Source organism: Lactobacillus crispatus, from assembly GCF_018987235.1.
In the GTDB taxonomy this organism is placed as follows: Bacteria; Bacillota; Bacilli; order Lactobacillales; family Lactobacillaceae; genus Lactobacillus; species Lactobacillus crispatus.
Genome location: NZ_CP072197.1, coordinates 1,403,730 through 1,415,869, shown reverse-complemented (window position 1 = coordinate 1,415,869; position 12,140 = coordinate 1,403,730). Strand labels below are relative to the sequence as shown.

The window sequence follows — 12,140 nt, the reverse complement described above, 5'->3', positions numbered from 1 at the left end:
AGGAGTCATATGCTTAGCCTTAATAACTTTTTACATAATCTTGACAGATAATTTTTTTGATAGCCAAAATGATCAGCCATTTGTTGTAGAGTGACGTTGCCATTATTTACCGCTAAATAGGTCATAATCGCACCGGACTGTGAATCGCGACTGGCATATTTGACATCATTTGAAGGAAAACGGGACACACTTTTTCCAATTTTCTCTCGATGCTTGTGCAACAATTCTGTGAATAGCAATCCCGTAATGCCTTGGGCTTGAAAGGTAAAATACTGATCATGATCTGATTGATTAATAATTAGTTCTAATGAATTCAAATAACTATGACAAATTTGATTGTCAAGATTACGAAAGACTATGTAATTAACTTTTTGATTTTTGATGTTCATTAGGTCGTGAATTAATGCATTATCTGCAACCAAGTATTGATTTAATGGAGCTGGATACTTTAATTCAACTGCATACCAGCGGATAACTGGATTAGTTTGCCCAATAACCTTAACATTCTGAAAATGCTTTGAAATAACAATATCATATTGATCCAAAATAAATTCCGTGTTACCAGCCAATATTTTACATGGATTTAGGGCTTCAATAAATTATATGTGAAAGTTTTTGCTTTTGTTCTGTTGTAAATTAAGTGTTTTTAAAACACTGTTAGAATCATAATAAATAACCTGCATGTTTTTGTCGTCTCTTTAAAAGATATATAAACAATATTTATTAGTTAATTTTTACTCTACAATTGTAACTCTTTTCACTTTATCATGTAATCGCTAACAAAAAATAACCAGATTACAGAGGAGATAAATAAAATGAACAAGGAATATACAGTAGATGTAGCAGGTACAGGTGGAACTGGATTAGCAGCAGCTGATGCGGCAGTTTCCAATGGTTTAAGCGTAATTGCAATCGAAAAATTAGATCAAATTGTTGGAAATACGAGAATCTCTAGTGGTTTCTTTGCCATCGATACCAAAGAGCAAAGAGAAGCTGGTCTGCATTTAAGTTGGTCGTTATCAAAGGAATTTGGTACATCATCAAGCTTTAAGCCAACGATAAGAAAAATTTTTAGTCGAATACTAATTTATTAGCGCTATCTTTTCTAGATAGCGTTTTTTCTTTGCTTCAACAAATATTAAGAATTTCTAAAGTAACTAATCGCAAAAAAATAACCTTACTTTTTTGCGTAATAAGTAGTGAAGACAATAATATTAGACAGAAATTATATCATTTGTGGTATATATCATAAATGATATAATTAAGAAAGAGGTACAGATGTATAAAATCGTTTTTTACCAAGATAAAAATGGTAGACGAGAAGTTGAAGAATATTTGAAGAGAATTTCTTCAAGTAAGCAGTTAAATGATAAACGGGTTGCTGGAAAGTTACGCTATCAACTTGAATTATTAGAACTACTAGGGCCTCAAATAGAATATCCACAAGCAAGGTTTTTGAGAGGCTTAAAGTATCCAATTTGGGAGTTAAGACCCTTACCGGAACGAGTATTTTTTATAGCGTGGCAGAAAGATAACTTTGTACTTTTGTCACATTACACAAAAGATCAGAACAAAACAGATATTAAACAATTAAATCATGCGATTCGATTAGCTGATGATTGGTTTGAAAGGTTTGGTAGATAATGCGAACATGGGAAGATTTTAAAAATGATCCTTCAACATTTACTAATATGAGTAAAGAAGAAGAAACTTTAATTGATACTTTAGCATTTTTACATGCTACAAGAATTAAGATGAAGATTTCACAAGTAGAGCTTGGTCGAAAAATTGGATTAACGCAACCTCAAATTGCACGTCTTGAGAATTTAGATGTGATCCCAACATTTACCACACTAGGTAAGTATGCTGCAGGACTAGGTTTTAATTTGAAGTTAACAGTGGTGCCAGCATAATTTAGACAAGAAGATAATACTCATAAAGTCGATACTTTTTTTACAAATTGATTCATGCTATAATCATAACCAAAGCAAGAATCAAGAGAGGTCGACTTTATTAACAGAGAAAAGCCAGACAGCTGAGAGGCCGAAGGTTGACTAGTAGCTTGATTAGCTGATTAATTGAAAATAAAAAGTAGGTTAATCCGGTACGCGCCGTTATCGCTATTGAGAGAAGCATAATTTTGCTTAACCATAGGTGGTACCGCGGTTTAACTGATCGTCCTAGACAATATGTCTAGGACTTTTTTATTGGAGGAATTTTAATGACAGATTTAGCACCTAAATACAACCCAAACGAGGTTGAAAAAGGTAGATATCAAACCTGGCTTGATGAAGATTTGTTTAAGCCATCAGGTGACAAAAAAGCTCACCCATATTCAATTGTTATTCCACCACCAAATGTAACTGGTAAGTTGCACTTGGGTCACGCTTGGGATACTGCAATTCAAGATACTTTAATTCGTTTTAAGCGTATGCAAGGCTATGATACTCTTTACCTTCCTGGTATGGACCATGCTGGAATTGCTACACAAGCTAAGGTTGAAGCAAAATTACGTAAGCAAGGTAAAGATCGTCACCAAATGGGACGTGAAGCTTTTGTTAAGCAAGTTTGGGACTGGAAAGATGAATACGCAGCTATTATCAAGGGGCAATGGGCTAAAATGGGACTTTCACTTGACTATTCAAGAGAAAGATTCACCCTTGATAAGGGCCTTTCAAAGGCTGTTAAGAAGGTCTTTGTTCAACTTTATAATGAGGGCTTAATTTATCGTGGTGAATACATCATCAACTGGGATCCAGCACTTCAAACCGCTTTAAGTGATATCGAAGTTATTCACAAAGATGATAAGGGTGCCTTTTACCATATTAAGTACCCGTTTGCTGATGGTTCAGGTTATGTAGAAATTGCTACTACTCGTCCTGAAACCATGTTTGGTGATACTGCTGTTGCGGTAGCACCTGGTGATAAGCGCTACAAGGATATTGTTGGAAAAGAATTGATCTTGCCACTTGTTGGTCGTCACATTCCAATTATTGAGGATCAACATGTTGACCCAGAATTCGGAACTGGTTTAGTTAAGATTACTCCAGCTCACGACCCTAACGACTTCCAAGTCGGTAACCGTCATAATCTTGAAAGAATCAATGTTATGAACGATGATGGTACGATGAACGAAGAAGCTGGCAAGTATGCTGGTATGGATCGTTTTGATTGCCGTGAAGCCTTAGTTAAGGATCTTAAAGAAGAAGGTTACTTGATTAAGATAGAACCAATTGTTCACTCAGTAGGTCACTCAGAACGTTCTGGCGTTCAAGTTGAACCACGTCTTTCTAAGCAATGGTTTGTTAAGATGAAGCCACTTGCTGACAAAGTTTTGGAAAATCAAAAGACTGATGGCAAAGTAAACTTTGTTCCAGAACGATTTGAACAAACTCTTGATCACTGGATGGAAGATGTTCACGACTGGTGTATTTCACGTCAATTGTGGTGGGGGCACCGAATTCCAGCTTGGTACAATAAGAAAACTGGTGAAACTTATGTAGGTGAAGAAGCACCTAAGGACATTGAAAACTGGGAACAAGATCCAGACGTACTTGACACTTGGTTCTCAAGTGCATTATGGCCATTTTCAACTTTAGGTTGGCCTGATACTAATGCAGAAGACTTTAAGCGCTACTTCCCAACTAATGCCTTGGTAACTGGTTACGATATTATCTTCTTCTGGGTATCAAGAATGATGTTCCAAAGTTTACATTTCACCGGCAAGCGTCCATTTAATGATGTTGTTTTACACGGTTTAATGCGTGATGAACAAGGTCGCAAGATGAGTAAATCACTTGGTAACGGTGTTGACCCAATGGATGTAGTTGATAAATACGGTGCCGACGCCCTTCGTTGGTTCTTGCTTAATGGTACTGCTCCTGGTCAAGATACTCGTTATGATCCTAAGAAATTGTCAGCTGCTTGGAACTTTATCAACAAGATTTGGAATGCAAGTCGTTTCGTAATTATGAACTTGCCAAAAGATGCTAAGCCAGCTCATATGCCAGATGTTTCTAAGTTTGACTTATCAGATCGTTGGATCTTTGACCGCTTGAATCACACGGTTAGTGAAGTAACTCGCTTGTTTGATGAATATCAATTTGGTGAAGCTGGTCGTGAAGCTTACAACTTTATCTGGAATGACTTCTGTGACTGGTACATCGAAATTTCTAAGGTTGCTTTGAATGGTGACGATGAAGAATTAAAGGCAAGAAAGCAAGAAAACTTAATTTGGATTCTTGACCAAATCTTGCGTTTGCTTCACCCAATTATGCCATTTGTAACTGAAAAATTATGGCTTTCAATGCCACATGAAGGTAAGTCAATTATGGTTGCTGAATATCCAACTACTCACAAGGAATTTGAAAACAAGCAAGCAGATCAAGACATGGCCTTCTTAATTGAAACTATTAAAGCAGTACGTAACATCCGCATGGAAGTTAATGCACCAATGTCAAGTCAAATCGACATCATGATTCAATTAGACGATGAAGCTAACAAGCGCGTTTTGGACGAAAATGCTGATTATGTTGAAAACTTCTTGCATCCAAAGGAATTGACTGTAGCTAGTGAAGTTGAAGCACCAAAATTAGCTAAGACTGCTGTAATTCCAGGCGCTCAAATCTTTGTTCCATTGACTGAATTGGTTAATGTTGATGACGAATTAGAAAAGATGGAAAAAGAAGAAAAGCGTTTGCTTGGTGAGGTAACTCGCTGTGAAAAGAAACTTGCTAATAAGGGCTTTGTTGATCATGCTCCAGAAGCAGTTGTTAACAAGGAAAAGGAAAAGAAGGCTGACTACGAAAGTCAATTAGCCGGTGTTCGTGAAAGAATTCAAGATTTGAAAGAGAGTAAATAATTGAAATTTACTAAAGCTCAAGAAGTAATCGATTACTTATATGCTTTGCCTCATTTACATCCTAAAAATAATTTGTCTTTTATTAAGCGGTTATTGTTGGAATTAGGCAATCCTCAAGATCTAGTTAAAACGATTCACATTACGGGCACTAATGGTAAAGGTTCAACTTCATACTATTTATCAAACCTACTAAAAAAGGCTGGTCAAAAGACTGGCCTTTTTGTCTCACCGTATGTCTATGAATTTAATGAGAGAATACAGTTAAATAATCAAAATATTAGTGATCAGGATTTAGTTAAAACAGCTAATATTGTGCAGGGTACTTATGAGAAATTGCAGCAGCAGGACTCAACTTTTTCGTTAGTAACCTTTGAATATGAAGTCGCACTGGCTTTTGTCTATTTTGCTCAAAAAAAGTGTGATTATGCTGTTATCGAGGTAGGAATTGGTGGAGAACATGACAAGACTAATGTAATTATGCCAGAAGTAAGTATTATTACTACAATTGGTCTCGATCATGAAAAAATTATTGGACCTACAATTCAGGATATTGCACGTGAGAAAAGCGGCATTATTAAGGCAAAAAGACCAGTAGTTTTAGGTAACGTGCCAGAAGTTGTTTGGCCAATTTTGAAAAGTAAAGCCGAAGAAGAACATGCGATAGTTTATCAATTAGGACGAGACTTTAGTGTTTTACTTGATAATCAAATTGTTTATCAAGATCACAAAAGAAAGCTAGTTTTTGCTTTACGACCACAAGTTGAAGCCTATGATATTGCCGTTGCCTGCCAGGCGTTCTTTTTGTTGAAACTGCCTTTATCAAATGAAGAAGTTGAAACAGCGATTAATCAAACGATTATTCCAGGGCGCTATCAAATTTTACGAGAAAATCCGCTAATCATTTTAGATGGAGCACATAATATTCAGGCAATGAGTAATTTGCTGGCAGTCGTTCATCGTATGATCCAGCAAAAGCATGGCAAGCTTTATGCTTTAGTGACTATGATGAAAGATAAGGATCTTGAGCAGGTGTTTAGCTTGTTTGATGATAAAGATGAAGTTTTACTGACAACTTTATCTTATCCGCGAGTAGCTAAAAAAGATGATTTTCCAATTGATGTACAAAAAAGATATAATTATGAAAAAGATTATCGAGCTGCTTTTACCCAGCTGCGAGATCACTTGGGAGCTAATGATATTTTAATTGTTAGTGGATCCTTTTATTTGGTTAGTGCTATTTTAAATTGGAAAGGAAAACGTGATGCGCGTACAAGGGCTAGATGATGATATTCAAGGCATTATCTTTGATATGGACGGTTTGCTAGTTAATTCAGAGAAGCTGTATTGGGATGCTAATATTCAGGCGGCAGAAGAAGAGAATTTGGGTACGCCGCGGGATGCTTATCTCAAGTTAACTGGTGCTACAGTTAAAGAGATGCAGGATTTTTATCATAAATATTTTAAAACTGAAGCAGACCGTGATCGTTTTATTAAGCGAACTGATGACTTGGTGTGGCAATGGACTGATGAGGGAAAGTTAAAGCTGCAACCTGGTGTTCAAGAAGCATTAGACGAATTTGAAAAGCGTGGCTTGAAGATGGCGATTGCTTCAAGTAATTATGAAAATGTAGTTCAGCATGCTATGTGGGCGACTGGAATCAGAAATTATTTTGATTTTCATCTTAGTTATCTTGATGTACAAAGAGGTCACATTAAGGCTAAGCCGGCACCAGATATTTATCTAGAAGCAGCTAAGAAAATGAATTTACCTAAAGAAAATATTTTAGTTTTTGAAGATTCATCAACCGGTGTTCAAGCAGCTGCTAATGCAAGGTTAAAATGTGTGATGGTACCAGATTTGAAAGCACCATCTGTTAAAGATAAGCAGAATGCAACGATGATTTGTCAAAACTTTTTTGAATTTCTGAAAAAAATTTAGCTCTTTTTTGCGTAATAAGTAATGAGGGGGATTTTATGTTAAAAAGAAAACCAAATCATTACTTTGTCAAAACAGATTTAGAGCTATTGACACAATTATTTGAACAACTAGAAAATAAAGGAATTCATACGTTGCAGGACTTAAATGTTTTTCTGAAAAACGCAGGGTTAAATTCGTTTAATGATCTATTAAAGTTTATTACCAGTTCAGAATGCTCGGATGAACTTGCTATTACGGCTGAGGCAGTACTAGATCGTTTGCGCTGCGCTTCACCTAAGAGAAAGACAATTTTGACATCTAGCATTGAAGTAGGTACGTATTTAGCTGATAAGCTGATAGGACACAAGCAGGAAGAATTGTGGGCATTGTATATTGACAATAGCAACCACATTATTGCTGAGAAGAAACTATTTCAAGGGACTTTGAATAGATCAATTGCTCATCCGCGGGAAATTTTTCGGTGGGCAGTTATTTATGGCTGCTCTGGAATTTTTATTGCTCATAATCATCCTAGTGGTAAATTAACGCCATCTGCAAGTGACTTGGAATTAACTGAAAGTTTACGTCAAGCTGCAAAAATGATGAAAATTGATTTCTTAGACCATTTTATCGTGGGAGAAGGTCAATATTTAAGTTTGCGTGAGAAAAATTGTTTTAAAGTTCTTTAAAATTTGTGTGAAAGGCGCCTTTAAAGTTATAGTATGCTATAATTAGTCAAGATTTAGAGACCGCAACAGTTAAGGAGAGATTTTTGTGTTTGGATTAGGTACAAAGAATATTGGTATCGATTTAGGTACAGCCAATACACTTGTTTATATGGAAGGTAAGGGCATTGTTCTTAGAGAACCTTCAGTAGTAGCAAAGAATACACAAACAGGCGAAGTAATCGCCGTTGGTTCAGAAGCAAAAGAAATGATTGGTAGAACACCAGGCAGCATTGTAGCTATTCGTCCAATGAAGGACGGTGTAATCGCTGATTACGATACTACTGCAGCAATGCTTAAATATTTTATGGAAAAGACTGTTGGTAATTCCAAGCCTTCAGTAATGGTATGTGTTCCTTCAGGTGTTACTGAAGTTGAAAAGCGTGCCGTAATTGATGCAGCTAGAGTTGCAGGTGCTCGTGAAGCATTTGTAATTGAAGAACCATTTGCAGCTGCAATCGGTGCTGGTCTTCCAGTTATGGACCCTACTGGTTCAATGGTTGTTGATATCGGTGGTGGTACTACTGATGTTGCTACAATTTCATTAGGTGGAATCGTTTCATCAACTTCAATTCGTCAAGCCGGTGATGAGTTTAATAATGCGATTGTTAACTATGTTCACTCAAACTTTAACTTATTAATCGGTGAAAGAACTGCAGAAGACATTAAAATTCAAATTGGTTCAGCTTCAGTTGAAAAGGCTAAAGAAATTGAATCAATGAATATTCGTGGTCGTGATTTAGTAACTGGTTTACCAAAATCTGTTGATATTGAAGCAGTTGATGTTGCCAAGGCTATTCAAGATGTAGTTCAAGACATTATCGTAGCTATTAAGGAGACTTTGGAACAAACTTCACCAGAAATTGCTGCCGATGTTATTGATCATGGTATTGTTTTAACTGGTGGTGGTGCACTCTTGAAGAATTTGCCAGAAGTTATTTCTGAAGCAACTAAGGTTCCTGTGTTTATTGCTCAAGATCCACTTGATTGTGTAGCAATTGGTACTGGTGAATCACTCAAGAATATTGAAGTAATGCGTAGAAGTCGCAAATAATAAAAAAGCCGGCTGTTGCCGGTTTTTCTATAGGATCAATTCTTAATGAAAAAATTTCTGCAAAATAAAAAGTTATTATCAGCATTTATTATAATAGTTGTTATTTTAGCCGTTTTGGGTGGGAGTGTTAGCTTGCGCAATAGGCGCAATACACCTTTACTGATTCAAAGCTTGGGTAACGATGTCGTTGCTTTAGGTACTAGAATTGTTGATGTACCAGTAGGGCTCGTGTCAGGCGGATTAAATAGTGTTCATGATATTTTAAATACGCAAGAAGAAAACAATCATCTAAAGCGAGAAGTTACTAATTTAGGCCAGACGAAGGCTCGCAATTCAGCTCTTGAAAAAGAAAATAGGCAATTGAAGTCTGCATTGAAATTAAAAGATACGTTAAGTGGCTATACCATGGTCAACGCCTCTGTTATTTCTCGGTCGCCTGATACATGGTCAGATTTATTAGTGATTAATAAAGGAAGTTCAGCTGGAATTAAAAAGAATATGGCTGTCATGTGCGATGGCGGTGTTATTGGTCGAATTGTAGAAGCAAATGCTGCTTCTTCCAAGGTGGAATTACTTACTACTACTGATGAGTCGGCTAATCGCTTCTCTGTTCAAGCGGATGCTGCGAATGGAAAAACAGTACATGGTATTATTACAGTTACTTCCAATAATTATCTTGCCTTTACACAGGTGGTTGATGGTCGCAAACTGAAGGCCGGCACGAGAGTTTATACTAGTGGTATGGGCGGTAACTCACCAAAAGGCTTGTTAATTGGGACAGTTACTACGACAACTCGTGATTCATTTGGTCTATCTGATCAGATTAGAATTAAACCAGCAGGTGATATTAGTGATCCATCTGTTGTAACTGTAATTGAAAGACAGGTGGCTAATTAATGTCTACGTTTCGAAAATGGGTTTTGGCAATTGGCTTATTTATTGCATTGGTAGTAGACGGTGTATGTGCACTTTACTTACATCAGTTTATGACTTATGACAACTTTGCAGCGTCAAGCGTCATTTTGCCAATCAGTGTAATGTTGATTGGTCTGTTTGATGATACTAATGATAATGAAATTTGGTTAGCATTAGGTGCAGGAATTGTTGCTGATATCTATTTTTATGGCATTATCGGTGTTTATACAGTTTTCCTACCTGCAAGTTGCTGGATCTGTCAAAAAACAGCTCGTTTTTTACCGGAAATGTTATGGGCTAGATTAATTGTCGTTTTATTAGGAACTGCAGTTTTTGTTGCGTATAGTTGGCTCATTTTTAATATGGTGGGTATTAGTGCTGCATCAGCACACGTATTATTAATGAGCATTTTAGTCAGTTTAGGTTGGGCAGTTGTCTTCTTTTTTCTCTTGTATTGGATTTGGGGCAATTTAGCTCAGGATTATCCATTCTTAATTGATTTAAACGCTTATCGAGTTTAAAAAAGACGCGGAAGATTTTTTCTTTCGCGTCTTTTTAATCCTTAAAAACTTTGAAGTGAGATAGCAGCTTGAGCAATAACAGCTGCTAAAGTAATAATTGCCATGATCCAAGCCATTGCAATAGTTAATTTTTGAAAACCTGATTTCTTTTTCTTTTTTCGTGCCATAAACAGCCCTCCTATTTGAACAATATTTTATGCTTATTAACGGTTTTTTTCAAATCAATTATAGTTTAGAATAAAAAGAATGGAGGAATGCTTATGCTTTATATTTTCCTAATTCCAATTATTGGCTTAGTAGTTGCTTTTTTTATCAATAAAATTTTCCCTAAAGCACAGTTTAGAGGGTACGATGTTATGCCATTTTTCTTTCTTTCAGCTTGTGGATTAATTACTTTACATATGAATAAACCTTCTTTTTTACCTTATGGTTTTTTATGCTATTTTGTATTAGTGATTGTTGTGTCGCTGAACGATGCGATTAGAAATAAAAATATTTCTTTAGGAAAAACAGTTAGAAAATTATGGGATTATTTGACTGCCTGTACTGTTTTCTGGTATATCGGACTTTTATTGATGCTAGTGTTATAAAATAAAATTACTTGTATATGCTTAAGTCGCAAAATTTCAATATTTTGTGACTTTTTTTTATTTTGAAAAATCACAATAAAAAAGAAATTTAAAAATCTGTATTTTTTTCTTATGAATGTGGTAGAGAGTGGGGAATTGTGGTAAATTATTTAGTGGAAGGGGGCTAGACCATGTTCATGGGTGAATATCACCACAATCTTGATAGCAAGGGTCGCCTGATTATACCAGCGAAACTTCGCGATCAGATTGGCGACAAGATGATATTCACGCGAGGAATGGAAGGCTGCATTTTTGGCTACTCGATGGAGGAGTGGTCGAAGATTGAAGCTAAATTAGCAAAACTTCCGTTGACTAAGAGGAATACACGTAAATTTATGCGTTTATTCTACTCTGGTGCGATGGAATGTGAGTTTGATAAGCAAGGTCGCGTTAATCTGACAACAACGTTGAAAATGCATGCCAAACTCATTAAAGAATGTGTCATCATTGGTGTCTCTGATCGAATTGAAATTTGGTCAAAAGAACGTTGGACTAGTTTTGAAGAAGAAGCTAACGAAGACTATGATGATATTGCTGAAAATTTGGACGACATTGAACTATAAAAAATATGAAATTCAAACACACCAGTGTACTCTTACACGAAACTATCGACAATTTGAAACCAAAAAACGGTGGTCTTTATGTAGATGCAACTTTTGGCGGTGGTGGACACGCTAGATATTTGCTCAGCAAAATTGACACCGGTACGCTTGTAGGTTTTGACCAAGATGAATATGCGATAAAATCGGCGAAGTTGAACTTTGCGAATTTATTACAACCGGATAGTGAGCCAAGGTTAGAATTGGTACATGACAACTTTAGTAATCTGGAAAAGGACCTGGTAAAACTGGGTTACTCAGATGGAATAGATGGCATTTACTATGACCTAGGTGTATCTTCCCCTCAATTTGATCAAGCAGATCGCGGTTTTTCATATCGTTATGATGCGCGATTAGATATGAGGATGGATCAAAGTCAGGACTTAGATGCTTATCAGTTAGTTAATACTTTAAGTCAAAAAGAACTGGCAGATATTTTGTATCAATATGGCGATGAAAAGTTTTCTCGTCAAATTGCTCACAGAATCGTAGAAAGACGACGGGAAAAGCCAATTGCAACGACTTTTGAATTAGTTGATGTGATTAAAGATGCGATTCCTGCGTATGCACGAAGGACTGGAGGGCACCCGGCAAAGAAGAGTTTTCAAGCTTTGCGGGTCGCTGTTAATCACGAACTTGATGTTTTACAAGCTTCGCTAGAGGAAGCAATTAAGATATTGCGTCCAGGTGGTCGAATCAGTGTAATTACGTTTCAGTCTCATGAAGACAAGATCGTTAAAAGGATTTTTAAGAAGTATTCAGAAGTTGAGGTGCCAAGAGGAATGCCATTTATACCGGACGGTATGAAGCCAACGCTACGTTTGGTAAATCACAAACCAATTGTAGCCTCTACTTCTGAGTTAGAGAACAACAACCGCTCACACAGTGCAAAACTACGGGTTGCAGAGAAGTTATAAA

14 protein-coding genes and 1 pseudogene are annotated in these 12,140 nt (G+C 36.4%); 13 read left to right on the top strand and 2 right to left on the bottom strand.

All coding sequences use genetic code 11. The features are described from left to right. Positions 1 to 5: 5 nt before the first annotated feature. Positions 6 to 569, bottom strand: a complete 564-nt coding sequence (locus J6L97_RS06835) for a hypothetical protein (protein WP_083554560.1) — start codon at positions 567 to 569, stop codon at positions 6 to 8. Positions 570 to 815: 246 nt separating this feature from the next. On the opposite strand from J6L97_RS06835, the pseudogene J6L97_RS06830 reads away from it, so the two are divergent. The 10 genes and pseudogenes from J6L97_RS06830 to mreD form a co-directional block, all read left to right on the top strand. Next, positions 816 to 1,010, top strand: a pseudogene (locus J6L97_RS06830) (FAD-binding protein); the annotation flags it as partial. Between the two features lie 268 nt (positions 1,011 to 1,278). Beyond that, positions 1,279 to 1,644: a type II toxin-antitoxin system RelE/ParE family toxin gene (locus J6L97_RS06825; protein WP_057726432.1), complete on the top strand. Its 366-nt coding sequence runs from the start codon at positions 1,279 to 1,281 to the stop codon at positions 1,642 to 1,644. Further along, positions 1,644 to 1,913, top strand: a complete 270-nt coding sequence (locus J6L97_RS06820; protein ID WP_023488108.1) for a helix-turn-helix domain-containing protein — start codon at positions 1,644 to 1,646, stop codon at positions 1,911 to 1,913. Before J6L97_RS06825 ends, J6L97_RS06820 begins: the two co-directional genes overlap by 1 nt. A gap of 308 nt (positions 1,914 to 2,221) precedes the next feature. Next, positions 2,222 to 4,861, top strand: coding sequence for a valine--tRNA ligase (locus tag J6L97_RS06815; RefSeq protein ID WP_057726430.1), 2,640 nt, complete (start codon positions 2,222 to 2,224; stop codon positions 4,859 to 4,861). Then, complete coding sequence (locus tag J6L97_RS06810) at positions 4,862 to 6,145, top strand: bifunctional folylpolyglutamate synthase/dihydrofolate synthase (protein ID WP_057726429.1); 1,284 nt, start codon at positions 4,862 to 4,864, stop codon at positions 6,143 to 6,145. Further along, positions 6,123 to 6,800, top strand: a complete 678-nt coding sequence (locus J6L97_RS06805) for an HAD family hydrolase (RefSeq protein WP_013086146.1) — start codon at positions 6,123 to 6,125, stop codon at positions 6,798 to 6,800. The genes J6L97_RS06810 and J6L97_RS06805 overlap by 23 nt, the downstream gene beginning before the upstream one ends. A 35-nt stretch (positions 6,801 to 6,835) precedes the next feature. Continuing rightward, the gene (locus J6L97_RS06800; protein ID WP_013086147.1) at positions 6,836 to 7,468 is read left to right on the top strand and encodes a JAB domain-containing protein; all 633 of its coding nucleotides are present in this window, start codon (positions 6,836 to 6,838) and stop codon (positions 7,466 to 7,468) included. An 85-nt stretch (positions 7,469 to 7,553) separates the two neighbouring features. Then, positions 7,554 to 8,558 (top strand): rod shape-determining protein, encoded by a 1,005-nt coding sequence (locus J6L97_RS06795; RefSeq protein ID WP_057726428.1) that lies wholly within the window; start codon positions 7,554 to 7,556, stop codon positions 8,556 to 8,558. Between the two features lie 45 nt (positions 8,559 to 8,603). Continuing rightward, positions 8,604 to 9,455 (top strand): rod shape-determining protein MreC, encoded by an 852-nt coding sequence (gene mreC, locus J6L97_RS06790; RefSeq protein WP_013086149.1) that lies wholly within the window; start codon positions 8,604 to 8,606, stop codon positions 9,453 to 9,455. Next, positions 9,455 to 9,994, top strand: coding sequence for a rod shape-determining protein MreD (gene mreD, locus J6L97_RS06785; protein ID WP_005718830.1), 540 nt, complete (start codon positions 9,455 to 9,457; stop codon positions 9,992 to 9,994). Before mreC ends, mreD begins: the two co-directional genes overlap by 1 nt. A gap of 41 nt (positions 9,995 to 10,035) precedes the next feature. Here the strand turns inward: mreD and J6L97_RS06780 are convergent, their stop codons facing one another. After that, positions 10,036 to 10,161: a DUF4044 domain-containing protein gene (locus J6L97_RS06780; protein ID WP_005718831.1), complete on the bottom strand. Its 126-nt coding sequence runs from the start codon at positions 10,159 to 10,161 to the stop codon at positions 10,036 to 10,038. 93 nt (positions 10,162 to 10,254) lie between these two features. Here J6L97_RS06780 and J6L97_RS06775 point away from each other — a divergent pair, with 93 nt between their 5' ends. The 3 genes from J6L97_RS06775 to rsmH all read left to right on the top strand — a co-directional run bounded on the left by J6L97_RS06775 (position 10,255) and on the right by rsmH (position 12,139). Further along, on the top strand, positions 10,255 to 10,584 hold the full coding sequence (locus J6L97_RS06775) for a DUF3397 domain-containing protein (protein ID WP_005718832.1): 330 nt from the start codon (positions 10,255 to 10,257) through the stop codon (positions 10,582 to 10,584). A 170-nt stretch (positions 10,585 to 10,754) separates the two neighbouring features. Further along, positions 10,755 to 11,186, top strand: coding sequence for a division/cell wall cluster transcriptional repressor MraZ (mraZ, locus tag J6L97_RS06770; protein ID WP_005718833.1), 432 nt, complete (start codon positions 10,755 to 10,757; stop codon positions 11,184 to 11,186). Between the two features lie 5 nt (positions 11,187 to 11,191). After that, the gene (rsmH, locus tag J6L97_RS06765) at positions 11,192 to 12,139 is read left to right on the top strand and encodes a 16S rRNA (cytosine(1402)-N(4))-methyltransferase RsmH (protein WP_013086151.1); all 948 of its coding nucleotides are present in this window, start codon (positions 11,192 to 11,194) and stop codon (positions 12,137 to 12,139) included. Position 12,140 lies beyond the last annotated feature (1 nt).